The sequence below is a fragment of the Brevundimonas goettingensis genome, from assembly GCF_017487405.1.
In the GTDB taxonomy this organism is placed as follows: Bacteria; Pseudomonadota; Alphaproteobacteria; order Caulobacterales; family Caulobacteraceae; genus Brevundimonas; species Brevundimonas goettingensis.
This window is the reverse complement of sequence record NZ_CP062222.1, coordinates 904,726-929,256: the sequence shown is the minus strand read 5'-3', so window position 1 is coordinate 929,256 and position 24,531 is coordinate 904,726. Positions and strand designations below refer to the sequence as shown.

The following is a 24,531-nucleotide window of genomic DNA, read 5'->3' as shown; positions in this document are numbered from 1 at the left end:
CAGAGGGTCAGGAAACAGAATGCTCGAGCTAAAGGCTCTTCCCGCCGGCTGCGCCCAACGACGTCGCGGCAACGCCTGCGACGATTGCGGCGCACGCGCCGTCAGCGTTTGCGCCAGCATGGCGGAGGCCGAGCTCGGCCGGCTTGACGCCCTGGCCGATCATCTCGATCTCAAAGCGGGCGACGTCATGATCCGCGAGGGCGATCCGGCGCTGCACGCGTTCAATGTCACCTCGGGCGCTATCCGGGTGTTCAAGCTGCTGCCCGACGGGCGGCGTCAAATTACCGGCTTCCTCTTCGCCGGAGATTTCCTCGGCCTGGCGACCGGCGAGAGCTATGTCTTCTCCGCCGAGGCGATCACGCCCGCCACCGCCTGCCGCTTCAGAAAGTCTGACTACCGCGCCCTGATCCATGAGACGCCGGCTCTGGAGGCCGCGCTTCTGGACCGGGCGAACGACGAGCTCGCAGCCGCCCAGAACCAGATGCTGCTCCTGGGGCGGAAGACCGCCCTGGAGCGATTGGCCAGCTTCCTGCTCGACCTGCCTGCCCGTGACCGGTCGGGGCAAATTCCGGCGGACCACGTCCATCTGCCCATGACCCGGTCCGAGATCGCCGACTATCTCGGCCTCACCATTGAGACCGTAAGCCGCGTTCTCACCCGTCTCAAATCGACGGCGGTGATCCGCTTCAGCACGATGACGGATCTGACCATCGTCCAGCCTGACCGTCTCAGGCGCCTGGCCGAGGGCGAGGCGTAGAGTCACGAGCCGCTGTGTGGATTTGCTCTGGATCAAGGCGGGGGCGCCCAATCCGCAGCAGGGTTGCCCGACGCCGATCGACGCAGACGTAGCGGATCGGTCGATCGCCCCACAGGGAGCCAGACCATGGTTAATCCAGACGATCTCCCCCCGATGCACGGCCATGCGGTCGAGGCGGTCGTCGCCCTGATGGACGCCGAACGCCTGATGTCCCTGGCCGTCAATCGTCCGGACGGCTGGCCCCAGGTCACGACGGTCGGCTACGTCAACGAAGGCCTGAACCTCTATTTCGCGACGGCGCGAAACAGTCAGAAGCTGGCCAACCTGAGGGCCGATCCTCGCGCGGCCGTCGCGATCCGCAGCGAAGCCGGCCATGGGGACGCCGTGGGCGTGACGATGGCCGTTTGGGCCGCTGAGGTCACCGACCCCGCCCTGATCGATCGCCTGAACCGCAGGGTGTTCGACCGCTATCCCGACATCCATGTATTCGGACCGGTCGCGGATTCCATCGCGATCGTTCGGCTCAGGCCGGAAATCATCTCGCCGACCGGCGTCACCGGCGGCCGAAGCCAGACCCTGAGTTTCCGGCTGGGCCACGCCAGTGAATATTCGTCTTCTGGATCCGCGCCGCAAATCACAGACGTGATCTGACCGTCTGGGCGCCTTCCGGAGCCGCGGCCCCGGCCGAAAGACCCTTGCGGCCACCGGCGTCCTGACGATCTGCTCCTTCTGATCTGGATCAAGGCGCATCGGCGGCAAACGGCGCTCTTCTCCCGTATCGCGGCGCCGCTCCTCCGCACCGCAGTCCTTCGGGAGAGCCACCATGAGCTTCAAGACCATTATCGCCGTCGTCTTCGATCATGCTGGAGACGAACGCACCCTGGCCTTCGCGGCCAATCTGGCCGTCACCCACAAGGCCCGGGTCGAAGTGGTCCTCTTCGCGCCGAACCCTTCGCTGGACCTGATCAGCTACGGCATGCTGCTCGGCACGACCCTGCCGGCCGAAACCCAGGCGGCGATCCTGGCCGACCAGAAACGTCAGACGGACGCGCTCGACGCCCTGTGTCGCCGTGTCTGCAATGCGGCCGATCTCGTCTACGGCGAAGGGGAAGGTTTGCCCCGCATGGAGCTGCGCGCGCTTGCGACGCGGCCAGAGATCGCCCTGTGTCATGCGCTGACCCTCGCCGACCTGGCGGTTCTGAGCCAGGACAGCCTGACCTCGGCTCCGGCCGCGCCTGACGCCTTCGCCCAGATACTTCTCCAGCAGTGCTCCCCGGTGCTCATCGCCCGGAGCGATCCCGAAACGCTCGGGGACCATGCCGTCATCGCGTGGGACGGCAGCGCGGAAGCCGGGCGCGCCGTACGGCAGGCCCTGCCACTGCTCGCCATGGCCGCCGGGACGACGGCCGTCCAGTGCCGCGTTGGGCTGGACATCGAGGCCGCCGATCCCGCCTTCGAACCGCTGGAGGCTTATATGTCCGCCCACGCTGCCGGCGCGCTCTCGACCGAGAGGATCGAGGACGGCCCCGAAGGGACAGCGCTCGTTCAGGCCGCCTCGCGCCTCAAGGCGGGCCTGATCGTCGCCGGAGCCTGGGGTCATACCCGGCTGCGCGAAGCCGTGTTCGGCGGCGCCACGCGCACACTGCTCGACGCCGTCAACGGCCCCTCCCTCCTGCTGGCGCATTGAGATGGCCTATCGGTCCGCCGTCCTGGTCCTAGACGCCCGCGAGGACGCAGCGCGGTTCGATGACCTCGTCGCCCTCGCCGCCAGTCTGGGCGCTGAAACCGTCACGGCCGTTGTGGCGTCCGAGGTGATCCCGCCGGGTCACGGCGTCCCTGTCGGCCCGGGGGGCCTGATGTTGCGGGCGCGCGAGGCCGAGGACGCCCTTCTGGCGATGCGGGAGACACTCGTTCCTGGCGTTCGGGGCGTCCGCCTCGACTGGCGCAGTCGGGTGGTCGCAGATCCGACCGGGTTCGTCCTCGATCAGGCCGCGCGCGGCGACCTGGTGATCGTCTCGCGCCCCGGCCGGAAGCCGCAGGCCGACCTCGATCTCGCCCGTCTGATCCTGTCAGCGGGCCGCCCCGTGCTGGTGCTTCCGCGCGCTTGGACGGCCGCTCCCGTACGTCGCGTCGCCCTGGCCTATCGCAACACCCGGGAGGGCCGGATCGCCGTCGCGGCCGCCTTGCCGGTCCTGCGTCTGGCTGACCAGGCCTTGATCATCGGCATGGGCAAGGCGGCGCCGGCGACGGACCTGGAGGACGTGACGGCCCAGCTCTGCGACCACGGCGTATTCGCCGAGATCCGGCATCTGGACGGACCGGCGACCGCCATGGGCCTGACCCGCGCGGCGCAGCACCTGGACGCCCAGATTCTGGTCAGCGGCGCCTATGGGCACGGAGAGGCCCGGGAGCGGATCTTCGGCGGCGTCACGCGCGATCTCATCGCAGACTGCGCCCTGCCCTGGCTGACGCTCCATTGACCGTGACCGCCGCATGGCAGGTCGATCCCGCGGTCCTGCCCGCCTTCCTGCTGGCCATGGCCCTCGTCGAGCTCACCCCCGGTCCCAATATGGGCTACCTCGCCGTGGTGGCGGCGAGCCGGGGTCGGGTCGCCGGCGCCCTGACCGTCGTCGGCGTGACCTTGGGCCTGTCGGTATATCTCGTCCTCGCGGTTTTCGGGCTCACGCGGGGTCTCCTCGCCTCACCCGTCGTCCTGCATCTGCTGCGCTGGGGCGGGGTCCTGTACCTTCTGGTGCTGGCGGCGGAAGCCCTGCGTCCCGCACCCGCTCCGGCGGCCACGGACGCAGAGGCGCCGCGCCTGGTGCTGCTCGGGCTCGTAGCCAATCTGCTCAATCCCAAGGCGCTGCTCTTCTACCTCGTGCTGCTGCCGGGCTTCGTGCGGCCGGGCTTCGCCTCGCCCGGCATGCAGCTTCTGATTTTGGGCCTGGCCCACATCGCGATCAGCATCGTGGTCCACCTGTCCATCGTCTCCGGCGCCGCCCGACTGGGGCGCGAATGGCCCGCCGACCGCCAGCGACTGCTGCGGAGCCTGTCGGCCGCCGGCCTCGCCGCCGTCGCCCTCTGGCTCGCCGTTTCCGGATGAGGAATGCAGATCATGTATGCCATCACTCCTGGACGCCCGGATGGGCGACGCGGCCTTTCTAACCTCGCCGATAGTTCGACGAAGGCCATCAGCGCCGTATCGTGAACCGGAGATTCTGCCATGACCGATACGCCCTCCAACGCCGCCCAGCTGGCCTCGCCATCCTACCGCCTGCCCGCACTCGACCGGGACTTCCTGCTCAGCGACGCCCTGCGGGGGGTGCGCTTCCAGCTCGAGTTTGAAAAGGCCGAGCTCGCGCTCAAGGCCTGGGGCGTCCGCTCGACCCTGGTGGTCTTCGGCAGCGCCCGCCTCCGGCCGGACGGCCCCGGCGCCCACGCCCGCTGGTATGAGGAGGCCCGCGGGTTCGGCCTGCTCGCCTCGCTCAGGGGCGGCGCCCTTCGGGACGACGGCGGGGTGCGCGACAATGTCATCGCCACCGGCGGGGGCCCCGGCGTCATGGCGGCTGCCAACCGGGGCGCCTGGGAGGCCGGCGCCCCCTCGATCGGGTTCAACATCACCCTGCCCACGGAACAGCAGCCCAATCCATGGACCACGCCGGCGCTGACCTTCCGCTTCCACTACTTCGCGATGCGCAAGATGCATCTGGCGATGCGGGCCAACGCCCTGGTCGTCTTCCCGGGCGGGTTCGGCACGCTCGACGAACTGTTCGAGGTCCTGACCCTGCGCCAGACCGGCAAGGCCCCGCCGATCCCCGTGGTCCTCGTCGATCGGGCCTTCTGGCAGGGCGCGATCGGGTTCGAGACCTTGGTGTCGCAGGGCTTCATCACCCTGGACGATCTCGAGCTTTTCAGCTTCGCCGAGACCGCTCAGGAGATTTGGGACGCTCTTCTCGCGCGGGGTTTGCGGCCCGAGCGGCCGATCGGAACCAAGCCCGAGGTCTGATCCGGCGTTAGCGGCATATAGCTCGCCGTCCGCAGGGCCGCGGCGATCCGGTCTCCGGCGTCGAGCCGCAGACGCCGGCCCGCGATGAGGTCTCCCGCCACCCGGCCAAGCCGGTCCCGCCACGCCGTGACCTCTCCTGCCTAGTGGGCCAGAAGGCTGGCGACCGATTGCATACTGTTGCCGATCTGGTGATGAGCGGCGCAGATCGCGTCGAACGGCTCATTCGGGCGGGTCCGGGGCATGGCTCGTCTCATCGACGCCCGAATGATGCACGCCCTGCCCGCGCGGCGCTTTGACATGGATCAGAACCGCTTTTCGCTGGATCAAGGTCTCCTGACGCCGTCCTTGTGATGCTGGCCAGGCACACGCCGAGGTCGCCATGAAACTTCTGATCGTCGCCGCCCACCCTCTGGAAGACTGCAGCCTAACGCCAGTCACAATATCGGCGGGGTCGGCCCAGACATCCGCAAGGACGTGGTCGATCGCCATCTGGATGAGGTCCGATGGTACGCGCGCCATCGCCGGGGCATACGGCTGACGGACGAGCTTCGTACGGCGACCTCCGGAGCGGCGCACGCGCCGCTCCGGACCGACTTGGTCGTGATTGCTACCATCGCACCTGACCGGGGTCTCGACGCAAAGGCCTTGAAGCACCGTAGCGTGCTTCTAGAACCGGCGGCTGACCCCGGCCGAGATCACCCAGGGGTCCAGATCGACATCGCTTTTCAGGGCGCCGTCGTTGATGCGGGCGTCGGTGTTGAACCACACCTTCTTCACATCGAGGTTCAGGCTCCACGGCCCTTTCAGTCCCACGTCAGCCCCGACCTGGGCCGCATAGCCGAAGCCGTCCTTCAGATGGACCTTGAAGCCGTTTTCGTCGTCACCGCCGTAGAACAGCATGTAGTTGATCCCGGCCCCGACATAGGGGCTGACACGGCCGCCGGTCAGCGGGCGGTACTGCAGCGTCACGACGGGCGGGAGGACCCAGGTCTCGTGCACCGCCACGTCGGTCGTCCCGCCCTGGGCGCGGATCTCGTGCTTCGTCGTGCCGAGGATGCCCTCGACCGCCCAGTGGTCGGTCAGGAAGTAAGTGAAGCCCAAGGTCGGCATGACACTGTCGCCGACATCGACGTGCAGGCCGCTGTCGGCGCCGTTGGCCGTGGTGATCGCATTGTCGGCGCCGGAGAAGACGTCGGTCACCCGGCCGGTGATCAGCCAGTCGCCCTTGCGCGGCGCGGACCATGCGGCGTTCCCGGAAGCCGTCTGGGCCATGGCGGGCAGCGCGACAGCGGTGATGGCAAGCGTGGTGAGGACCAGGGTCTTGAGGGTCATTGTCTTATCCCCGACGCCCGGGGCCGCCTCATGCGGCCGGTGGCGAGCGCCTTGACCGGGTGATGCGCCTGCTCCCGAGCGGGAGCTTTGATCCAGCGCAAACCCTTGAGGGGGTGGACAATCTGTCCTCCGGAGGCTGTCCTTCTAGACCACCCGGGCGTGCTTCTGGCGAAAGCTGGTCGCGTCCGGATCGAAGGCGGCGCAGACCGCCCGCACGAAGGGCCGCCCCAGAGGCGTGACCTCGACCACCGCGTCCTCGACCGTGACCAGACCGTCGGCGCGGAACCGGCGCAGCAGGGGCCAGGCGCCGGCGACCTCTGACAGGTCGCGACGCCGCCGCCGGGAGATCTCGGCGACGTCCACGGCGAAGTCGCACATCAGCCGCTCGATGATCTCGCCGATGAAGGCGTCGCGGCCTGTCAGAGCCACGCCCCGGGCGACGGGCAACTCGCCTTCCCCCACGGCGGCACGCCAGTCGCGCTCATTGGCCATGTTCTGGACGAAGCCCGCGGGGGTGCGGCTGATGGCTGAGACGCCCAGTCCGATCAGGACCTCGGCCTCGTCGGTCGTATAGCCCTGGAAGTTGCGATGCAGCCGCCCGGCTCGCACCGCAGCGGCCAGCCCGTCGTGCGGCAGGGCGAAATGATCCAGCCCGATCGCCTGCCAGCCCTTGGCCGTCAGATATCGCGCCGCCGCCTCGCTCTGCACGAACCGGGTCTCGGCGTCCGGCAGGTCGGCGTCCTGGATCAGCTTCTGGTGCGGCTTCATCCAGGGCACATGGGCGTATCCGAACAGGGCGATCCGTTCGGGCTGCAGGGTCGTGACCTGCCCGAGCGTGGTCACCACATGCTCGACCGCCTGGAGCGGGAGGCCGTACATCAGATCGAGGTTCAGGGAGCTCACCCCCTGCTCGCGCAGAGCTTTCGCGGCCCAGCGGATGGTCTCGAAACTCTCGGGCCGATTGACCGCCGCCTGCACGCGCGGCGACAGGTCCTGAACGCCGAGGCTGGCGCGACTGAGGCCGATCCGACCCGCCGCTTCTACCCATTCCGGCGTCAGCACCTCAGGATCCAGCTCGGCAGCGATCTCGAAACAGTCGCGGAGACGGAAACGGGCCCGCAGGCCTTCGAACAACCGCTCAAGGTCGTCCGGCGAGAGCATGTTGGGCGTACCGCCGCCCAGATGGACCGACCCCACCCGCACCGGCCGCCCGACCTGCGCCAGAACCAGATCGGCCTCCTTCAGCAGCAAGTCGACATAGCTGGAGATCAACTCGGGCCGGTTCATCGCCCGGGTGTTGCAGCCACAATACCAGCACAGCCGCTTGCAGAAGGGGATGTGCAGATAGAGGGACACCGCCCGGTCCAGCGAGGCCGCATTCATCCATTCCGCCCACTGCCCCGCCCCGACCGCCGGGGTGAACTGGGCCGCGGTCGGGTAGGAGGTGTAGCGCGGGGCGTGGGCGTCGTAGCGTTCGATCAGGTCGCGGGTCGTGAGGCCGAAAGGACTAGAGGGGAACATCGCCCTCTTTCGACGCATCGGGAACAGACAGGCCGGCGTCGCCTTCGTCGAACAGGTGGAACTCGTGCCACAGGCCGTTCAGCACGCCGAAGCCGACGGCGAGGCCGAGGCCGAGAATCCAGGAGAAGTACCACATCGCTTCAGGCTCCTTTGGCTCAGTAAAGGTCGGGGTTGGTCTTGAGGGCGGCGGTCGAGGTCCGCCCCCACAGCACGCGATACACCCAGGCCGTGTAGGTCAGCACCAGCGGCAGGAAGACCAGGGTGCAGATCAGCATGATGAACAGGGTCAGGTGGCTGGACGACGCGTTCCACACCGTCAGGCTGGACTGGGGATTGACCGAACTGGGCAGGATGAAGGGGAACATCGACAGGCCGACCGTCGAGATGATGCCCACCGCCGACAGGGACGAACCACCGAAGGCCAGGGCCGCTGACCGGCGCCACATGCCCAGCAGACCGACAAGGGCGCCGAGGAAGCCCAGCGCCGGGGCGATCATCATCCACGGATAGCGGCCATAGTTGTCCAGCCAGGCGCCCGGCGCGGCCTGAACCGTCGTGCGCAGCGGGTTGGAGAAGCCTTCGGGGTCGATGACGCCGGTAATCCGGTAACCGAGGCCGCCGAAGGCCACATAGAGGCCGCCGACCGCGAACAGCACCAGCGCCAGAACCGCCGCGATGGTCCCGAACTTCCGCGCGCGGTCCAGCACCGGCCCGGGCTCGGCCTTGACCGAAAGCCAGGCCGCGCCGTGCAGCACCAGCATGGCCACCGACAGCAGGCCGGCGATCAGGCTGAAGGGCGTGAACAGGCCCAGCAGATTGCCGTCGTAGAAGCTACGCAGGTCGCTATCCAGATGGAAGGGCGCGCCCAGCAGGACGTTGCCGACCGCCACCCCGAACACCAGCGAGGGCACGAAGCCGCCAATGAACAGGCACCAGTCCCAGAAGGACCGCCACTTCGGCGACGGCCGCTTGGACCGGTATTTGAACGACACCGGCCTGAGGATCAGGGCAGACAGCACCAGGAACATGGCCAGGTAGAAGCCGGAGAAGCTGACGGCGTAGACGAAGGGCCAGGCGGCGAAGATCGCGCCGCCGCCGAGGATGAACCACACCTGGTTGCCCTCCCAGGTGGCGCCGACGGTGTTGATGACCATGCGTCGCTCAGCGTCGTTGCGGGCGACGAAGGGCAGCAGAGCTCCGACGCCGAGGTCGAAGCCGTCGGTCAGGGTGAAGCCGATCAGCAGTACGCCCAGCAGGGCCCACCAGATCAGGCGCAGGGTGGCGAAGTCGATGGGAAGATCCATGGTCGGATGTCCTTGGAAGATCTGGATCAGGCCACGGCGGGCGCGAGAGGCCGCGTACCCGGGGCTTCAGGGGTGGGTTCGCCGAACGTCTCCTGTTCGTGGAACGGCCCCTTCTTGATGGCGTGGAGCATCAGCCGGACCTCGACGACGGCGAGTGCGCCGTACAGCAGGGTGAAGCCGACGATGGTGGCCCAGAGCTGGGGCACGGTCAGGCTGGAAGCGCCGAGGAAGGTCGGCAGGACCCCGTCGACAGCCCAGGGCTGGCGTCCGAACTCGGCCAGGATCCAGCCGAACTCGATGGCCACCCACGGCAGTGGCAGGGCCAGCAGGGCGATGCGCAGGAACCACTTGGTGTCGTGCCTGCGGATCGTGCACAGGACGAAAGCCGTGCCGAACAGGGCGATCATGAACATCCCGATCCCGGCCATGACGCGGAAGCTCCAGAACAGGACCGGCACGCTGGGCACCGTCTCCCACGCCGTCTGGCGGATCAGCTCTGGCGAGGCGGTGCGCGGATCGGGGACGTGGCGCTTGAGCAGCAGGGCGTAGCCCAGGTCGCGGCGGTGCAGTTCGAACACGCCACGTGCAGTGGGATCGGCCGGGTTGGCCTTGACCTTCTGCAGGGCGTCATAGGCGATGACGCCGCTCTCGATCCGGGTCTCGGCGGTGGCGACCAGTTCGAAGATGCCCTCGACCGGCTTGTTGACCGTGCGCGTCGCGATCAGGCCCATGACCCAGGGGATGTGGACACCGTAGTGGGTCTCGCGATCCTTCATGCTGGGGATGCCGACCAGGGTCAGACCGGCCGGCGCCGGCTCGGTGCGCCACATGGCCTCCAGCGCGGCCAGCTTCATTTTCTGGTTGTCGGTCAGGGCATAGCCGGACTGGTCGCCCAGCACGACGACCGACAGGGACGCTGCCAGACCGAAGGCCGAGGCCACCGTCATCGACCGCTTGGCGAAGCCGACGTGCTTGCCCCTCAGCAGATAGAAGGCCGAGACGCCCAGCACGAAGACCGAGGCGCAGACATAGCCCGCCGAGACCGTGTGCACGAACTTGGCCTGGGCCACCGGGTTGAACAGCACGGCCATGAAGTCCGTGACCTCCATCCGCATGGTGTCGGGATTGAAGGCGGCGCCGACCGGGTTCTGCATCCAGCCGTTGGCGATCAGGATCCACAGGGCCGACAGATTGGTGCCCAGCGCGACCATAAAGGTCACGAACAGGTGCGCCGAGGGCTTCAGCTTCTCCCAGCCGAAGAACATCAGCCCGACGAAGGTGGCCTCAAGGAAGAAGGCCATCAGCCCCTCGATGGCCAGGGGCGCGCCGAAGATGTCGCCGACGTAGTGGCTGTAGTAGGCCCAGTTCATTCCGAACTGGAACTCCATGGTGATCCCGGTCGCGACGCCCAGAACGAAGTTTATGCCGAACAGCGTGCCCCAGAAACGGGTGATGGTCCGCCAGATCGGCCGGCGGGTCATCACATAGATCGACTCCATAATGACCAGCATGAAGCTGAGCCCCAAGGTCAGGGGTACGAACAGGAAGTGGTAGAGGGCCGTCAGCGCGAACTGCAGCCGGGACAGGTCGACGACCGCGAGGTCGATCATGGCGATGCTCCAGGACGCCGGCCCCGACGACCCGCGTTTTGTTGGCCCTAGAAGTCTGGCGGGACCGGCGCCTTGATCTGGATCAAAGCCCTTTACGCGCGCGCTCCGTACTGGACGGATCGCCCTTGGACGTTCGGTCCAACGGCGTTTTGTCCCATGGCGTCCGGCGACGGCCAGGCGCTGGAGTCCGCCGATGACCGCCGCGCCGCTCGACGCCGCATCCCCTGCCCCGTCCCCGGCCCAATGGCTGAAGGCGGTCGGACGCCCGTGGCGGCGGCTGAGCCTAGTTGCGGGCCTGATCACTGTCGCCGACGTCCTGCCCGCCATCGGCTTCGCCGTCGGCCTGACACTGGCCCTGACCGGGCTGGAGCGGTCGCCGGGCGCAGCTGTCCCTGGCCTGCTGCTGGCGGTCGGCAGCCTGATCCTGCGCGGCCTGATCGGCCAGCTGAGCGTCGTCGTCGGGTCCCGTCTGGGCCGGGCGATCAAGGCGGATGTGCGTGGCCGGCTTCTGGCCGATCTGTTCGGGCGCGGCCGCCGATCCGACGACCGGATGACCGCCTTGGTCGAAGGGGTGGAAGCGCTGGACGGATACTTCGGTCGCTTTGTCCCCTTGCGCCTCGCCGCCGGCCTGTCCCCGCTTCTGCTGATCGCGGCGGCGGCCATCGCCAGCTCCGTCGCGGCGGGCGTCCTGATCTTCACTCTGATCCCCTTCATCCTAGGCATGGCCTTGGCCGGGACGGCGGCGGCGAGTGAGAACCGGCGTCAGTTCCAGGCGCTGGAGCGGCTGTCCGGCCTCTTTCTCGACCGCATCCGCGCCCTGCCCGCCCTGCTGGCTTTCGAAGCTGTCGACCGGAGCACGATCGAGATCGCCGCCGCCTCCGACGATCTGGAGCGCCGCACCGCCCGGGTCATGCGCATCGCCTTCCTGTCCTCGGGGGTGCTGGAATTCTTCTCGGCCCTGTCGGTGGCCCTGATCGCGGTCTACTGCGGCTTCAACCTGTTGCGCCTGCTGCCCTTCCCGGTTCCGGAAACGCTGGACCTGGGCCGCGCCTTCTTCGTCCTGGCCCTCGCGCCCGAAGTCTATGCGCCCCTGCGCCGACTGGCCGCCGCCTACCACGATCGTCAGGCCGCCGAAGCCGCGGCGCCCTCCCTGATCACGCCCGACGCCGCACAGGCCGCGCCGCTCGACATCGGCCACACCGCCCCCGCCATCCGGTTCATCGACGTCGCCATCGCGTGGAGCGACGGTCCTCCCGTGATCGACCACTTCGACCTCGAAATCCGCCCCGGCCAGATCGTCGCCCTGACCGGAGCCAGCGGCGCGGGCAAGTCCAGCCTGCTGCATCTGCTGCTCGGTCTCTCGCCCCTGACCCACGGCGCCGTCGAGGTCGACGGGGTCGACCTCACGCCCGGTCAGGACATCTCCGGTCGCATCGCCTGGGCCAGCCAACATCCGGTCGTCATCCCGAGCACGCTCGGAGACAACATCGCCCTCGCCGATCGCACCGCCTGCCCCGGCCGGCTGGCCCTGGCTGCCAAAGCCGCCGGTCTGACCCCGGATCTGTCTCGCCGCATCGACGAGCGCGGCGGCGGGCTGTCGGGCGGAGAGCGTCGTCGTCTCGGCCTCGCCCGCGCCTTCCTGAAGCGCGCGCCGATCCTGCTTCTGGACGAGCCGACCGCCAACCTCGATCCGGCGGCCGAGAACGAGATGCTGGATGCCATTCGCCATATCGCGCGCGGCCGCACCACCCTGATCGCCACCCATTCCCCTGCTGTCGCGGCCATGGCCGACCGCGTGGTGAAGCTGTGAAAACCTCCCATCGCATCACGGCGTTGATCGCCACCCAGACCCGGGCTCAGCGCAACCGGCTACGGCTGGCGGCCCTCGGCGGGGCGGTGGTCAGCGCCGCCGCCGTCTGCCTTCTGGGCCTGTCGGGATGGTTCATCACCGGCGCCGCCTTCGCCGGTCTGGCGGGCGCCGCCGCAGCCCAGGGCTTCAACTATATGATGCCCAGCGCCATCATCCGCCTGCTGGCCATCCTGCGCACCGGCGCCCGATACGTCGAACGGGTCTCGGGGCATGAGGCGGCGCTCAAGGCACTGGCCCGGCTGCGGCCCCAGCTGTTCGACATCGTCGCCTCGGGTCCGCCCGCGCAGGCGCTGTCTCTGTCCTCCGGCGATCTGTCCAGCCGGCTGGTGCAGGACGTGGACGCGATCCAGACCCTGTTCGTGCGCCGCTCCGCCCCCTGGAGCCTCGGCGCGGGCGCCGTCTCCGCCGGACTGCTGGCGACACTGGCCTCACCGATCGCGGGCGCCGTCCTTCTGGCCGTCATGGCCCTGACCTGCGCGGGAAGCCTCCTCATTGCCCGCCGCCTCGCCGCCCCCGCGGGACGCGAGATCCAGATCGCTGTCGGCGCCTTCAAGGACCGGATGGCCGCGCTGGAGGCAGCCGCGCCCGAACTCAGGGCCTACGGCCTCGACGGTTGGGCCGTGTGCGAGGTTCAGGACGCCGCCGCCCGTCATGACCGCGCCCGCATGGCCCTCACCCGCGCCGGGGGCTGGATCGGCGTCTGGCAGGCCGTCGCCACGGCCCTCGCCGTCGGCCTCGTCATCCCGGCGACGATCGGCGCGCCCCTGCCCCTGACGGCGCTCGCCGCCCTCGTCGCGGTCATGGGCATCGACTCCGCCGCCGGCCTCGCCTCCGCCCTGCAACAGAACGGCGCGGCTTCGGAGGCCCTGACCCGACTGGCCGCCGTCCTGACCGAGGACTCCCCTCACGGGGCAGCACCACGCGACACAAGCCTCGCCCTGTCGGTCATGAGGGACGACGCCACGCCCCCGGCGCGTATCGGTCTTTTCGGTCCCTCGGGCGCCGGCAAAACCACTCTGATCGAGCGGCTGACCGGCCTGCGCGAGATCGCACCCGGCGAGGCCCGGGTGGGTGGTTTCGACGCCTCGGAGATCGCTGCGCCCAACCGCCGCGCCCTGTTCTCGGTCGCCGCCCAGGAGGTGCGTTTGCTGGACGGAACAGTGCGGGAAAATCTGCGGCTGGCCGGTCCCGCGGATGACGCCGCTCTCTGGGCCGCACTGGAGGACGCCGGTCTCGCCGCCCGCATTCGCTCCGCGCCCGAGGGCCTGTCAGCCCGCATCGGCCCAAACGGCGAGCGGCTGTCCGGCGGGGAACGGCGTCGGCTGGGTCTCGCCCGCGCCCTGCTGCGCGATGCGCCCTGGCTGGTGCTCGACGAGCCCACCGAAGGGCTGGATGCCGTGACCGAGGCGTTTGTCGTGGCGCGTTTGCAGCGGCGACTCTCGCGCACCGGTCAGGGTCTTCTCCTGATCAGCCACCGCGAAGCGCCGCGCGCTCTCTGCGAAACCCTGATCCGGCTGGACCGTGACGGCGCACCGAACGCTCTATCGACCGACGCGATTGCGGCCTGACTTTCAGATCCGACCGTTATCGTGGACCGGTCGCCTCACCAAGGCGAACTCCGCGTCTCATTCGTGCACATCGCTTTGACCGTGGGCGCACGCGAACTTGCGAGAGCTCAGTACGGATATCGGCCGATGCAAAGGCCCGATCAAGCAACCGCAGGTTCGGTGCCATCGTCCCAGCCTGGCGGTAAACGGTGAGTGTTTCGCAAGCAGTGTTCCTACGCCGGACGCCTAGCAGCGAACAGGAAATCACAGAAGCGGCCTCGAGGCCAGACCGTGTGGCGACCACAAATACGGCTTCAACCGGACGTTGTAAATGTCCGCTTTGAGCCCGAAGCGGACTCCAGAGCGCACCTAAGGTAGGGCGTTGCCGCCACTCTCTACCACCGTAGGGTTACGGGATCGCGCCGACCGAAACCGACCACTAAAGTACGCCTGCCATCACCAAAAACCCCTCGCCAGAGGCCGCTCTCGCATGCCCCACTCCCCTCACTCCCACTCGATTACACAAAACACCCCAAGACACTGATTGTCTTGGGGTTTTTTCTCGCTTGCCGACCCCCGGACCGATTGGATAACCGACAGACAGGAAGTATTATGAAAACATTCGGAAATTTCTAAGCAATAACATTTGCGTGAATTCGCGATCTTTTGCGGTCTATCGGACATCTTGGGCCCTGCGATGCAATGCAGCCAGTTCGATTCCCTTGGCGACCTACCACTATCACTTAGACGTACACTGTACCTCATCCGCGCGTTGGTCGTCGAGCTTACAGGCTCGATCTTATCGCGATTCCGTCGGCAAAGCCTTGACTTGGCGTCGGCATGGCGGAGCGCCGGGGTCGCCACGTTGAAAATGGCATCAGTGAACGAGAGGCGACTTCAACGGCCGCGATCGAAAGGCGCGCGGTCGAGACCATGATTGCGCCGCAAGGCCGACGGATGGCGGGTCTCGCATATCCATCGATCTTCGCACGCGGCGTGCTGATCTCGCGATCAGGCGGCGGGAGCCGCAGACGCTCCCTTCTGGGCGAGCCAGGCATCGATCAGAGTGATTTCGCGCTCCTGCGCAGTGATCACCTCCTGGGCCAGACTCCGCGCCTGAGCGTCCTTGCCTTGCGCAAGTTCCACACGGGCCATCGAGATGGCGGCGACGTGGTGACCCCGCATCTGCTTCATGAAATCGATGTCCGCGTCTCCGGTGAAGGCCTGCATCGCCTCCATCATGGTGTTCATCGAGGCCTTGTAGCCTTGGGTGGCGACGGAGTCGCCGGCCGCGGCCGCGGCCATGCCGCCCTCCATCGCGCCGTGGGCGCCCGCCGTTGCGACGACCTCCGGCGCGGCCACTGCTGGCTCGTCGGCTTGCGGGGAACAGGCCGCTGACAGGGCGCAGGCGGCGAGGACGAGGCTGATGCGTTTCATGAAGGCTCCTTGGGATCCCGACATTAGCGACCGGACCGTCTCGTTCGTTCCGTAAGGCCCTACCGACTGGCCCGCGCCAGGAGTTCGATCAGCTCGCTGGCCTTGGCTTTTCGATCCTCGAGATCGTCGCCGGTCATGGCTCCCATGACGCAGTGGTCGAGGTGATCCCTCAGCACTTCGGTCTCCACGCGATGGAGCGCGGCCCGGACAGCCTGCAACTGGGTCAGCAGATCGACGCAGTACCGGTCGTCTTCGACCATGCGGGCGATTCCCCGCACTTGGCCTTCGATCCGGCTGAGCCTGTTGAGGACTTTGGGTTTCGTGTCGGTTTGCATGCGGTCTGTCCTCCTGAGCCTCTCGTATACCCCACAAGGGTATCTTGCGATATACCCCCCGTGGGTATATGTGAGCCTTTCGATCATCCGGAGAGAGCGACATGTCTACGCATCCTCACAATCATGCCTCGGGTCACGCCTGCTGCGGGGCGAAGGCCTCGGATGGAGCGGCTGCGGTCAAGGATCCCGTCTGCGGCATGTCGGTCGATCCGACGACTACCGCTCATCGAGCCAATCATGATGGTCAGGACTATTTCTTCTGCTCGGCGGGGTGCCGTACCAAGTTCATCTCCGATCCGGTGCGTTACCTGACTCCTCGTGCGGAAGCCGAGCCGGTAATTCCCGGCGCCATCTACACCTGCCCGATGCACCCCGAGATCCGGCAGGAAGGCCCAGGCTCCTGCCCGATCTGCGGCATGGCGCTTGAGCCGGAGACGGTCACGGCGGAAGCCCCGCCCAACCACGAACTGATCGACTTCACTCGCCGCTTCTGGGTCGGTCTGGTCCTGACGCTGCCCGTCTTCGCTCTCGAGATGGGCGGGCATCTGACAAATCTTCACATGTTCATCCCGGGCCAGATGTCGAACTGGATCCAGTTCGGGCTGGCGACCCCCGTCGTCCTGTGGTGCGGCTGGCCCTTCTTCGAGCGCGGTTGGACATCGCTGCGCACCCGGCGGCTGAATATGTTCACCCTGATCGCCATGGGGGTCGGCGTCGCGTGGCTCTACAGCGTCGTGGCCGTCTTCGCGCCAACCCTGTTCCCGCCCGCCTTCCTGAAGGCCGACGGAAGCGCGCCGGTGTATTTCGAGGCGGCGGCGGTCATCACCGTGCTGGTCCTCGTCGGGCAGATTCTGGAACTGCGCGCCCGCGAACAGACATCGGGCGCGATCCGCGCCCTGCTGGACCTCACGCCCAAGACCGCGCGCCGAATCCGGGCGGACGGCGTCGATGAAGATGTCTCGCTTGACCAGATCGCCGTGGGCGACCGCCTGCGCGTCCGGCCAGGAGAAAAAATCCCGGTCGATGGCGAACTCCTGGAGGGTCGGGTCGCTGTCGATGAATCCATGGTGACCGGCGAGTCCATGCCGGTGACCAAGGACGTCGGCGACCGCGTCGTGGCGGGCGCGCTCAACAAGACCGGATCCTTCATCATGCGCGCCGACAAGGTGGGCGCCGACACCCTTCTGGCGCAGATCGTCCAGATGGTGGCCCAGGCCCAGCGCAGTCGTGCTCCGATCCAGAGATTGGCCGATACCGTCTCCGGATGGTTCGTTCCCACAGTGATCGCGATCGCCCTGCTCGCCGCCGTCGTCTGGGGCCTGGTCGGTCCCGAACCCCGCCTGTCCTACGCCCTGGTCGCCGCCGTTTCGGTGCTCATCATCGCCTGTCCCTGTGCGTTGGGTCTGGCCACCCCGATCTCGATCATGGTCGGGGTGGGACGTGGCGCCCACGCCGGCGTCCTGATCAAGAACGCCGAGGCGCTCGAACGCTTCGAGAAGGTCGACACTCTCGTTTTGGACAAGACCGGCACCCTGACGGAGGGCCGTCCGTCGGTGACGGCGATCCTGCCCGCCCAAGGCTTCGACGAAGCGGACATCCTGCGTCTTTCGGCCAGCCTCGAGCGGGGCAGCGAACATCCGTTGGCCGACGCAATCGTCCGGGCAGCCAAGGATCGGGACATCCCCCTTACCAAGGCCGTGGACTTCGACAGCCCGGTCGGTCGCGGCGTCCGCGGGACGATTGAGGGCCGCCAGGTCGCCCTCGGCAACACCCGTTTTCTCGGAGAGCTTTCAATCGACGTCTCCGCGCTGGAGCCGAAGGCGGAGGCCCTTCGCCACGACGGCGCCACAGCGATCTTCGTCGCGATCGACGGAAAGGCGGCCGGGGTCATCGGCATCGCCGATCCCATCAAGGCCACCACGCCGGCTGCGATCCTCGCGCTGAAAGCGGCCGGTCTGCGGCTGGTGATGATGACCGGGGACAACCGGACGACGGCCGAAGCGGTCGCGCGTCGCCTCGGCATCGACGAAGTCCAGGCGGAGGTTCTGCCGCAGGACAAGGCGTCTGTGGTTCAACAGCTTCGTTCGCAGGGTCGGATCGTCGCCATGGCGGGAGATGGCGTCAACGATGCCCCTGCCCTCGCCGCCGCCGATGTCGGCGTCGCCATGGGGGCGGGTTCGGACGTCGCCATCGAAAGCGCCGGCGTCACCCTGCTGGGCGGAGATCTGCAAGGCATCGTGCGCGCACGGCATCTGTCCCGCGCGGTGATGGGCAACATCCGCCAAAACCTCGTTTTCGCCTTCGGCTACAACGCCCTTGGCATCCCCGTGGCGGCTGGCCTGCTTTATCCCGTCTTCGGCTGGCTTCTCTCCCCGGCGCTGGCGGCGCTCGCGATGGCGCTCTCCTCGGTCAGTGTGATCGGCAATGCGCTGAGACTGCGCGGGGTGAGGCTCTAGCCAGGATGGACTGACCAACAGTCCCTTCCACCGACCCAAGGGAGGAACCGGCGGCGACGAGCCGGATTGTTCCGGACGTCACCCGCATTCACCGGGTATTCGCAACCCACCGGCGATGGCGAACTGACATTTCTGAAGAGGAACCGACGATGTCTCATCAACAGGTGGATCACGACCGGCGAGGCGCCGCTCGTGGACTTGGCCCTTACCGGAGCCTGTACCTGGAGTTGGCGCTCGATTTCGTCATCATGTACCTGGTCATGTACACGATGATCGCCACGCTCGGTCATTTTTACCTCAACCTGAACAACGTCTACATGACGCTGATGATGGTCGCACCGATGGCGGTCCTCATGCTCGTCTTCATGCGGTCCATGTATCCGTCGCGCAAAACGAACCTGGTTATTGGAGCGGTCGCGGCCGTGATCTTCGTCGGCAGCTTCATCGGCATGCGCACCCAGGCGTTCGTTGGCGACGACGAATTCCTGCGATCGATGATCCCACACCACTCCGGTGCCGTGTTGATGTGCGAGCAAGCGTCCCTGACCGATCCGGAGATCATCGCCCTGTGTGACGGCATCGTGCGTGGCCAACAGGAGGAGATCGCCCAGATGCAGGCGCTCCTCGAGAAGCGTCGCCGCTGACCGCGAGTGCGGGGGAAGGCCTCAGCCGCCGCCCGCTTCTTCTTCTTCATGAGGGACGCGGACGTGTGGCGCGTAGAGAAGCAGAAGGCCGGGACCGGCCAAACGTCTGGAGACTGAGTATGCGTTACTTCAACCCCGCGCCCTTCATCGCCGTCGCGGCGGTCGTGGCCTTCGCAGCCGGACCGGCGGCGGCCCACTCCCGCCTGGTCAGCGCGACGCCGGCGCCCGACTCGACCGTGGCCGCGCCCCGGACGCTCACCCTGACCTTCAGCGAACGCAGCGTTCCCGCCTTTTCCGGCTTCGATGTCGTCAATGCGGCGGGGGAGAAGGTCGCGATCCGCACCTCGGTCGCCGAGGACAGCAGGACCCTCACGGGCGCTCTGGCTCGCCCGCTGGCCGCCGGCGCTTACCGCATCGACTGGCGTATCGCGTCGAGCGACGGCCACCGTATGACGGGATCCTACACCTTCACGGTGCGCTGACGCCGTGCTGGACGTCGCGGTCATCGCGCTCCGCTGGCTTCAATACAGCGGCGCCGTCGTCCTTCTCGGCGCGCCGCTGTTCCTTCTCTACAGCTTCAGAGGCGCCGACGCGCCGGACCTGGCCTGGTCGCGACCGACATTGCGCCTCGCCGCGATCATCGTCGCGCTCGGCTCGCTCGCCGCCCTGGTGGCACAGACGGCCGTCATGGCGGGGTCGCTCGGCGAAGCCGTCAAACCCGCGTCCCTGTCCTTCATGGTCACCGGCACGGCCCTGGGCACGGCGATGGTCGTGCGGGCCGCCACCGCATTGCTTGGGCTTGTTGCCTTGGTCGCCCTGAAACCCGGTCGCGCGCTCTGGAGCGTGACGACCGCCTTGGGTCTGATCGTGGCCGCCAGCTTCGCGTGGACGGGTCACGGCGCGGCCACCGAGGGCCCTGGCGGGCCCATCCATCTTGTCGCCAACATCATTCACGCGGTGGCAGCGGCCTTGTGGCTGGGCGCCCTGGCGGCGTTGACGGCCCTGCTTCTGCGCCGAGCCGGTCCGGACGACCTTGCAATCCATCGCGCCCTGCATGGCTTCGCCGGCCTTGGAACGCTCGCGGTCCTGTTGCTGGTGCTGACCGGTCTCGTGAACAGCTGGTTCCTGATCGGTCCCGAGCGCGTGGCGTCGATCGCGGGCAACCTCTACGGCCAGCTTCTGGTCGCCAAGCTCGTCCTTTTCGGTTTGATGCTTGCGCTGGCGGCGAGCAACCGGTTCCGGCTGACGCCGACACTGGGCTCTGCGCTGGAGACGGGCCAACCCTCCGTCGCCGCCATGAGCGCGCTCCGGCGCAGCCTGTTGGTCGAAACGGGTCTGGGACTCGCCCTGATCGGCGTCGTGGCGGTCATGGGAACCCTGCCGCCCCCGGCGTCTCTGTAGGTTCGATTGCGATGATCAAAATGAGATCGTCGCTCCGCCGACCGTTGAAGTATGCTCAGACAATGCCGTTCCTGCGTCATGACCTCGTCCGACTGACGACCGCGCTGCTCGCGGCGTTTGCCGTGCTGTTCGTGTCCACCGCTTCGATCGCCTGCGAAGCTCCGGTCGATCAGGATATGGCGTCCATGTCGATGAGCGGCGACGGCGTCCCGTGCGAGCCGAAGACCGTCAGGATATCGTGCCATAAGGCGTGTCTGGCCATCTGCCAGGGCCTTGTCCCCCAAGGCGGTGAACCCACCCCCGCACGGGTCTATGCATCTGTCCTCTATCCATCCCTTGATGCGCGGCATGCCGATTTCACTGCGGAGGCGGACGACCCGCCCCCACGACGCTGATCCTGTTGAAGAAGACCGAACTCATTCAATCAAACAGAGATCAAAACCATGAAACGCACTCTCACCCTCGCAGCCCTGGTGCTGCTGGCTTCCGGTTCAGCCGCCTTCGCGGCCGCGCCGGACGCCGTGGCGCAGGCCGTATGCGCTTGCTGCGACGCTATCGCAGCATGCGCGGAAGCTTGCACCTGCTGCTGATCGTTTGATCGGGGACGCCCGCCCGCGAGGGCGGGCGTCTTCTCGAGGTTCCCCACCGACGTCGCAGGGCCGGCGACCCGCTGACGCGGGCCTGAGCGTCAGCCGGGCGCGCGCGACGACCAGTGAATGTGGTGGATGCGCCAGCCGTCGGCATGGCGTTTGAGGACCATGGTTTCGGTCGTCAGGCGGTCTACGGCGCGGCCGTTGAATTGGCCCGTAGTGCGGCCTTCGGTGGTGATCCAGGCGATGTCCCCGTCGGCCCATCCCGATCTGCGCGTCACCGTCGCTTCAGAGGCGGCGGCGAAGGCGGCGTCCGAGCCCAGGTGATGGGACGCATACTCGTCGCGCGATCGCTCCGCGCCACCCTCCTCGAAGATCATCACATCCGGCGCCATCAGGGCCAGGGCGACGGCCGTGTCGCCGGCCTTCAGGGCGACGTGAAAGGCGTCGACGGCAGCCGCCGCGTCCGCAGCTTCCGCGGCGACCGAGCCGGCGGCCTGGGCGTGCCCGTGGGCGTGGTCCTGGGCGAAGACGGGGGTCGCCGAAAGCACGGCGAGCGACAGGACGAGTGCGAGAGAGGTGCGGGACATGGTGAACTCCGGATTGTGGGTGATCTGAACGGGCTGAGCGCGATCTGCGTCAGGCCGGCGGGTTGTGGCGGGCGAACACGCGGGTCGCGCCCGAGCGAAGCACCAGCAGGGTGTCGTAGGGCTCCTTCTGCCCCTGCGGCGTCGCGGTCCCGGGCGAACCGGGCGGCATGCCCGGGACCGCGACGCCCACCGCCGCCGGTCTCTCGGTCAGCAGTCGAATGACGTCCGGGGCCGGCACATGACCCTCGACCAGATAACCATCGATCAGACCGGTATGACAGGAGGCGAGCGCGTCCGGCATGCCCCGGCTGCTCCGGACCGATTGAAGGCTCGGAAGGACGGTGATGGTGGTGGTGAAGCCCGCCTCGCGCATGTGCGCGATCCAGGCGTCGCAACAGGCGCAGGTCGGCGTCTTGAAGACCGTGAGGTTTCTGGACGGACGGGTCTGGGCGCAGGCGGATCCGCCCATGCCGATGAAGACGGCCGCGGCCACCAGCAGACGACGGTTCAGATTGGCGGGATTCAAAACGGTTCTCCCTGATCGCTGTGGACGGATCGCTGCGCCTCGACAGGGTCTGCGCGCTGCGGCGCCAGCCGCGCCCGCAGCCACCGTCGGCCGGGCTGCTCGACGAAGACATGGATGGCGGCCGCGGCGGCGAGCGTCAACACAAGCATGGCGGCCAGTTCAGCCAGGCCCATTCGATAGTCAGCGCCCCAGCCGGCGAACGCCTGCGCCGCGTTGCGCCACACCATCAGGATGGGGATGTGGACGAGATAGAGGGCGAACGAAGCCTCGCCGGCGAACATGAGCACGGGGTGAGACAGGAAGGTCCGGACCGGAGCCTTGGCCAACAGGGCGAGCGACAGGATGAAGGGACCGGCCGCCGCCACGATGACCCGGTCGTCGGCGCCGATCTGCATGAACGTCAGCAGCAGGGTCGTGGCGACCAGGGCGCCCATGAGGGACATTCGCGGCGAAGGCGTCCAGCGCTGACCGAGATAGTAGAGGCCAATGCCGTAGAGGAATTCGGGAATGATGCGCAGGATCCCGAGGCTATCCTCGGCCCGAGGCAGCATCCGGCCGAACCAGGCGCGGTAGAAGGCGTCCAAAGCGACGAACAACAGAATGGCGAGGGCGATCAACACCCACGGCCTGGCCCGCAGCCGGAGCGCGAGGGCGGCAAAGGCGGGGAAGGCCAGATAGGCGAACCACTCCGCCGATAGCGACCAGGCCGGTCCGTTCCAGAGCGCCATGCTCTCTCGCGGGAACCACGCCTGGACGAGCAGAAGGGTGCCCGCGAAGTCGACGGGATTGAACCGGCCAGGCTCGAGGCCGACACCGAACACAGGCGCGATCAGCACCAGCCCAAGCATGGCCAGGAGGATGAACAGGTGAGCCGGATAGATCCGGGCGAGGCGCGCCGCCAGGAATCGACTGTAGTTCGGGGCCCGGTCTCCCTGCAGGTAGACGTGGGTCAGGATGAAGCCCGACAGGATGAAGAAAACATCCACGCCCAGGCGCGCGCGGTTCAGCAAACCCGCGCTCTCCGCCGGGAGCGTCCAGTAGAGCTGGAAGTGGAACAGCACGACGCCGAGGGCGAGAAAGAACCTCACGCCCGTGAGCGGTTCGAGCACGTCGGGGAATCGAACCCGCCTGGGCCCTGTTCTGTCGCTCACGTCTTTCCCCCGGACGACAGGGCGCGTCCCGGTCGTTCTCTGGTATCTACGCGGGCGACGGCTCGTCCCCTCGTGAGGGGACCGGAAGGCCGGCGCGTATGGCAGATGGGGCGTGACGCAGGTGCGCAATGACTGACGACATGAATGAACTGATCGCAGGGGTCGCGCCGGGCGACGCCGACCGGCTGGTCGGCATGGAAGACGCGGTCTGGGTGCGGATCGGCGAACGCAGGGAGCGCGCCCGCATGGGTCAGGTCCGGGTCGCGGCCGTTGCGCTCGCTCTGGTGATCGGCGTCGCGAACGGAGGGCTGATGCTCATGGCTCCGCGGCCGGAGCCGTCCGAGATGCGGATCTTCACCGTCTCGGCAGGCTTGTCGCCTCTCTCCGGCCTGGACGTTCGGGGATGAGGGCCGCCTGGAAGTCGATTTTCATTACGGCCATCCTCGCCGCGCTGGCCAGCGGCGCGGCGACCTGGGCGAGCGCGACCTGGGTCATGCGGGAGCGGCAGCCGCCAAGCCTGCACAGCGTTGTCCATGAGAAACTCGACCTGAGCCCTGAGCAGGATCGACGGCTCGACGTGGTCGAAGCCCGGTTCGCCGCTCAGCGGCCGGCGCTCGAAGCGGAAGTCCGCGCGGCCAATCGCGAACTGGCGGCCGCCATCGCCGCCAGTGACGGCGACACGCCCCAGGTCCAGGCCGCGGTCGATCATTTCCACGCCGCCATGGGCGATCTGCAGAAGGCGACGATCACCCACGTGTTCGAGATGCGATCCGTCCTGACCCCCGCGCAGGCCGAGGTGTTCGACGCCGCCGTCGTCGAGGCCCTGCACGACGACGCCGGCTAAGCGGCGCGCGTGGGTGCCGAGCAGAGCATCGAGGCCCGCGCGGCGACCGGAGACCGGGCCGCCTTCACCGCCTTGATGGCTGCCACAAAGGCCGATCTCTACCGGTTCGTGCGCCGCTATGTCGGCGATGAGTCCGAAGCGCATGACGTGCTCCAGGAAAGTTATGCGTCCGCCTGGCTCGCCCTGCGGCGGTATGATCCGGCGCGGCCGTTCGACGTCTGGCTTCGCTCCATCGCCCTCAACAAATGTCGAGACTGGGGCCGGCGGCGCGCGGTGCGCCGGGTCGTGCGCGGCGTCATGGGCCTGGAGGCGCCTGAGGCGGCGGCGGTGGGCGACGATGCGCCCTCACCCGAGACCCGGCTGGACGATCAGCGCAGGGCCGAAGCTCTGCAACGCGCCTTGCGGGACCTTCCCGACGCCCTGAAGGGGCCGCTTCTGCTCGCCACGCTCGAGGGACGGTCTCACGCCGAGATCGCCTCGATCCTCGGCATTACGCCCAAGGCGGTCGAGACCCGCGTAGCCCGCGCCCGCAAGACCTTGACGGCGGCTCTGGGCCAGGCTTCCGGCGGAGACGCTTGACCTTGCCATGATGGGAAGGTGCACAAGCTGC

The 24,531-nt window shown here is 67.7% G+C and carries 26 protein-coding genes; 16 read left to right on the top strand and 10 right to left on the bottom strand.

Going from position 1 to position 24,531, the window contains the following annotated elements:
* Positions 1–19: 19 nt before the first annotated feature.
* From IFJ75_RS04700 to IFJ75_RS04675, 6 genes are all read left to right on the top strand, one after another.
* Positions 20–757 carry a Crp/Fnr family transcriptional regulator gene (locus tag IFJ75_RS04700; RefSeq protein ID WP_207931484.1) on the top strand — a complete coding sequence of 246 codons (738 nt, stop codon included), beginning with the start codon at positions 20–22 and terminating at the stop codon, positions 755–757.
* Positions 758–883: 126 nt separating this feature from the next.
* On the top strand, positions 884–1,408 hold the full coding sequence (locus IFJ75_RS04695; protein WP_225896993.1) for a pyridoxamine 5'-phosphate oxidase family protein: 525 nt from the start codon (positions 884–886) through the stop codon (positions 1,406–1,408).
* 172 nt (positions 1,409–1,580) lie between these two features.
* Positions 1,581–2,444, top strand: a complete 864-nt coding sequence (locus IFJ75_RS04690) for a universal stress protein (protein WP_207931483.1) — start codon at positions 1,581–1,583, stop codon at positions 2,442–2,444.
* A 1-nt stretch (position 2,445) separates the two neighbouring features.
* Positions 2,446–3,237, top strand: a complete 792-nt coding sequence (locus IFJ75_RS04685; protein ID WP_207931482.1) for a universal stress protein — start codon at positions 2,446–2,448, stop codon at positions 3,235–3,237.
* A gap of 2 nt (positions 3,238–3,239) precedes the next feature.
* On the top strand, positions 3,240–3,860 hold the full coding sequence (locus IFJ75_RS04680; RefSeq protein WP_225897087.1) for a LysE family translocator: 621 nt from the start codon (positions 3,240–3,242) through the stop codon (positions 3,858–3,860).
* Positions 3,861–3,980: 120 nt separating this feature from the next.
* On the top strand, positions 3,981–4,763 hold the full coding sequence (locus tag IFJ75_RS04675) for an LOG family protein (protein WP_207931481.1): 783 nt from the start codon (positions 3,981–3,983) through the stop codon (positions 4,761–4,763).
* Between the two features lie 666 nt (positions 4,764–5,429).
* On the opposite strand, the gene IFJ75_RS04670 is transcribed toward IFJ75_RS04675, so the two are convergent.
* From IFJ75_RS04670 to IFJ75_RS04650, 5 genes are all read right to left on the bottom strand, one after another.
* Positions 5,430–6,095 carry an OmpW/AlkL family protein gene (locus tag IFJ75_RS04670; RefSeq protein ID WP_207931480.1) on the bottom strand — a complete coding sequence of 222 codons (666 nt, stop codon included), beginning with the start codon at positions 6,093–6,095 and terminating at the stop codon, positions 5,430–5,432.
* A gap of 144 nt (positions 6,096–6,239) precedes the next feature.
* The gene (hemN, locus tag IFJ75_RS04665) at positions 6,240–7,616 is read right to left on the bottom strand and encodes an oxygen-independent coproporphyrinogen III oxidase (protein ID WP_207931479.1); all 1,377 of its coding nucleotides are present in this window, start codon (positions 7,614–7,616) and stop codon (positions 6,240–6,242) included.
* Positions 7,603–7,752 carry a cytochrome bd-I oxidase subunit CydX gene (gene cydX / locus IFJ75_RS04660; protein ID WP_207931478.1) on the bottom strand — a complete coding sequence of 50 codons (150 nt, stop codon included), beginning with the start codon at positions 7,750–7,752 and terminating at the stop codon, positions 7,603–7,605. Before cydX ends, hemN begins: the two co-directional genes overlap by 14 nt.
* 19 nt (positions 7,753–7,771) lie before the next feature.
* Positions 7,772–8,920 carry a cytochrome d ubiquinol oxidase subunit II gene (gene cydB, locus IFJ75_RS04655; protein ID WP_207931477.1) on the bottom strand — a complete coding sequence of 383 codons (1,149 nt, stop codon included), beginning with the start codon at positions 8,918–8,920 and terminating at the stop codon, positions 7,772–7,774.
* A 26-nt stretch (positions 8,921–8,946) separates the two neighbouring features.
* A complete protein-coding gene (locus IFJ75_RS04650) occupies positions 8,947–10,527 on the bottom strand; it encodes a cytochrome ubiquinol oxidase subunit I (protein WP_207932465.1) in 1,581 nt (526 codons plus the stop codon).
* A gap of 196 nt (positions 10,528–10,723) precedes the next feature.
* Between IFJ75_RS04650 and cydD the strand changes: the two genes are divergently transcribed.
* A complete protein-coding gene (gene cydD, locus IFJ75_RS04645) occupies positions 10,724–12,340 on the top strand; it encodes a thiol reductant ABC exporter subunit CydD (protein WP_207931476.1) in 1,617 nt (538 codons plus the stop codon).
* Positions 12,337–13,968 (top strand): amino acid ABC transporter ATP-binding/permease protein, encoded by a 1,632-nt coding sequence (locus IFJ75_RS04640; protein ID WP_207931475.1) that lies wholly within the window; start codon positions 12,337–12,339, stop codon positions 13,966–13,968. Before cydD ends, IFJ75_RS04640 begins: the two co-directional genes overlap by 4 nt.
* Before the next feature lie 990 nt (positions 13,969–14,958).
* Here IFJ75_RS04640 and IFJ75_RS04635 read toward each other — a convergent pair.
* Both IFJ75_RS04635 and IFJ75_RS04630 read right to left on the bottom strand, forming a co-directional pair.
* Positions 14,959–15,384 carry a DUF305 domain-containing protein gene (locus IFJ75_RS04635; protein WP_207931474.1) on the bottom strand — a complete coding sequence of 142 codons (426 nt, stop codon included), beginning with the start codon at positions 15,382–15,384 and terminating at the stop codon, positions 14,959–14,961.
* Positions 15,385–15,443: 59 nt separating this feature from the next.
* Complete coding sequence (locus tag IFJ75_RS04630) at positions 15,444–15,719, bottom strand: metal-sensitive transcriptional regulator (protein ID WP_207931473.1); 276 nt, start codon at positions 15,717–15,719, stop codon at positions 15,444–15,446.
* Between the two features lie 101 nt (positions 15,720–15,820).
* On the opposite strand from IFJ75_RS04630, the gene IFJ75_RS04625 reads away from it, so the two are divergent.
* The 5 genes from IFJ75_RS04625 to IFJ75_RS04605 all read left to right on the top strand — a co-directional run bounded on the left by IFJ75_RS04625 (position 15,821) and on the right by IFJ75_RS04605 (position 20,615).
* Entirely contained in the window at positions 15,821–18,175 is a 2,355-nt protein-coding gene (locus IFJ75_RS04625; RefSeq protein WP_207931472.1) for a heavy metal translocating P-type ATPase, read from the top strand.
* Between the two features lie 149 nt (positions 18,176–18,324).
* Entirely contained in the window at positions 18,325–18,819 is a 495-nt protein-coding gene (locus tag IFJ75_RS04620; RefSeq protein ID WP_207931471.1) for a DUF305 domain-containing protein, read from the top strand.
* 119 nt (positions 18,820–18,938) lie between these two features.
* Positions 18,939–19,301, top strand: coding sequence for a copper homeostasis periplasmic binding protein CopC (copC, locus tag IFJ75_RS04615; RefSeq protein WP_207931470.1), 363 nt, complete (start codon positions 18,939–18,941; stop codon positions 19,299–19,301).
* Positions 19,302–19,305: 4 nt separating this feature from the next.
* The gene (gene copD / locus IFJ75_RS04610; protein WP_207931469.1) at positions 19,306–20,220 is read left to right on the top strand and encodes a copper homeostasis membrane protein CopD; all 915 of its coding nucleotides are present in this window, start codon (positions 19,306–19,308) and stop codon (positions 20,218–20,220) included.
* A 62-nt stretch (positions 20,221–20,282) separates the two neighbouring features.
* Positions 20,283–20,615, top strand: coding sequence for a hypothetical protein (locus IFJ75_RS04605; protein WP_191558025.1), 333 nt, complete (start codon positions 20,283–20,285; stop codon positions 20,613–20,615).
* 293 nt (positions 20,616–20,908) lie between these two features.
* Here IFJ75_RS04605 and IFJ75_RS04600 read toward each other — a convergent pair whose 3' ends face one another.
* Genes IFJ75_RS04600 through IFJ75_RS04590 form a run of 3 tightly spaced genes read right to left on the bottom strand, consistent with a single transcriptional unit; the run spans position 20,909 to position 23,014 of the window.
* A complete protein-coding gene (locus tag IFJ75_RS04600; RefSeq protein WP_207931468.1) occupies positions 20,909–21,400 on the bottom strand; it encodes a YybH family protein in 492 nt (163 codons plus the stop codon).
* 49 nt (positions 21,401–21,449) lie between these two features.
* The gene (locus IFJ75_RS04595) at positions 21,450–21,926 is read right to left on the bottom strand and encodes a DUF411 domain-containing protein (protein ID WP_207931467.1); all 477 of its coding nucleotides are present in this window, start codon (positions 21,924–21,926) and stop codon (positions 21,450–21,452) included.
* Positions 21,923–23,014, bottom strand: coding sequence for an acyltransferase family protein (locus IFJ75_RS04590; RefSeq protein WP_225896992.1), 1,092 nt, complete (start codon positions 23,012–23,014; stop codon positions 21,923–21,925). Before IFJ75_RS04590 ends, IFJ75_RS04595 begins: the two co-directional genes overlap by 4 nt.
* A gap of 203 nt (positions 23,015–23,217) precedes the next feature.
* On the opposite strand from IFJ75_RS04590, the gene IFJ75_RS04585 reads away from it, so the two are divergent.
* From IFJ75_RS04585 to IFJ75_RS04575, 3 genes are read left to right on the top strand one after another with little or no spacing between them, the layout of a single operon-like run.
* The gene (locus IFJ75_RS04585; RefSeq protein ID WP_225896991.1) at positions 23,218–23,484 is read left to right on the top strand and encodes a hypothetical protein; all 267 of its coding nucleotides are present in this window, start codon (positions 23,218–23,220) and stop codon (positions 23,482–23,484) included.
* Positions 23,481–23,921, top strand: a complete 441-nt coding sequence (locus IFJ75_RS04580; protein ID WP_207931464.1) for a Spy/CpxP family protein refolding chaperone — start codon at positions 23,481–23,483, stop codon at positions 23,919–23,921. Before IFJ75_RS04585 ends, IFJ75_RS04580 begins: the two co-directional genes overlap by 4 nt.
* A 9-nt stretch (positions 23,922–23,930) precedes the next feature.
* A complete protein-coding gene (locus tag IFJ75_RS04575) occupies positions 23,931–24,500 on the top strand; it encodes an RNA polymerase sigma factor (RefSeq protein ID WP_066628220.1) in 570 nt (189 codons plus the stop codon).
* The last annotated feature ends 31 nt before the right edge of the window (positions 24,501–24,531 follow it).

Bases quoted from the DNA above. Each gene is read 5' to 3' on its own strand.
- IFJ75_RS04605 (WP_191558025.1), top strand. From the start codon at position 20,283: ATGCCGTTCCTGCGTCATGACCTCGTCCGACTGACGACCGCGCTGCTC.
- IFJ75_RS04600 (WP_207931468.1), bottom strand. From the start codon at position 21,400: ATGTCCCGCACCTCTCTCGCACTCGTCCTGTCGCTCGCCGTGCTTTCG.
- IFJ75_RS04675 (WP_207931481.1), top strand. From the start codon at position 3,981: ATGACCGATACGCCCTCCAACGCCGCCCAGCTGGCCTCGCCATCCTAC.
- IFJ75_RS04690 (WP_207931483.1), top strand. From the start codon at position 1,581: ATGAGCTTCAAGACCATTATCGCCGTCGTCTTCGATCATGCTGGAGAC.
- IFJ75_RS04670 (WP_207931480.1), bottom strand. From the start codon at position 6,095: ATGACCCTCAAGACCCTGGTCCTCACCACGCTTGCCATCACCGCTGTC.
- IFJ75_RS04625 (WP_207931472.1), top strand. From the start codon at position 15,821: ATGTCTACGCATCCTCACAATCATGCCTCGGGTCACGCCTGCTGCGGG.
- hemN (WP_207931479.1), bottom strand. From the start codon at position 7,616: ATGTTCCCCTCTAGTCCTTTCGGCCTCACGACCCGCGACCTGATCGAA.
- IFJ75_RS04585 (WP_225896991.1), top strand. From the start codon at position 23,218: ATGAATGAACTGATCGCAGGGGTCGCGCCGGGCGACGCCGACCGGCTG.
- IFJ75_RS04695 (WP_225896993.1), top strand. From the start codon at position 884: ATGGTTAATCCAGACGATCTCCCCCCGATGCACGGCCATGCGGTCGAG.
- cydB (WP_207931477.1), bottom strand. From the start codon at position 8,920: ATGGATCTTCCCATCGACTTCGCCACCCTGCGCCTGATCTGGTGGGCC.
- IFJ75_RS04620 (WP_207931471.1), top strand. From the start codon at position 18,325: ATGTCTCATCAACAGGTGGATCACGACCGGCGAGGCGCCGCTCGTGGA.
- IFJ75_RS04685 (WP_207931482.1), top strand. From the start codon at position 2,446: ATGGCCTATCGGTCCGCCGTCCTGGTCCTAGACGCCCGCGAGGACGCA.
- IFJ75_RS04700 (WP_207931484.1), top strand. From the start codon at position 20: ATGCTCGAGCTAAAGGCTCTTCCCGCCGGCTGCGCCCAACGACGTCGC.
- cydD (WP_207931476.1), top strand. From the start codon at position 10,724: ATGACCGCCGCGCCGCTCGACGCCGCATCCCCTGCCCCGTCCCCGGCC.
- IFJ75_RS04630 (WP_207931473.1), bottom strand. From the start codon at position 15,719: ATGCAAACCGACACGAAACCCAAAGTCCTCAACAGGCTCAGCCGGATC.
- copC (WP_207931470.1), top strand. From the start codon at position 18,939: ATGCGTTACTTCAACCCCGCGCCCTTCATCGCCGTCGCGGCGGTCGTG.
- cydX (WP_207931478.1), bottom strand. From the start codon at position 7,752: ATGTGGTACTTCTCCTGGATTCTCGGCCTCGGCCTCGCCGTCGGCTTC.
- IFJ75_RS04580 (WP_207931464.1), top strand. From the start codon at position 23,481: ATGAGGGCCGCCTGGAAGTCGATTTTCATTACGGCCATCCTCGCCGCG.
- IFJ75_RS04635 (WP_207931474.1), bottom strand. From the start codon at position 15,384: ATGAAACGCATCAGCCTCGTCCTCGCCGCCTGCGCCCTGTCAGCGGCC.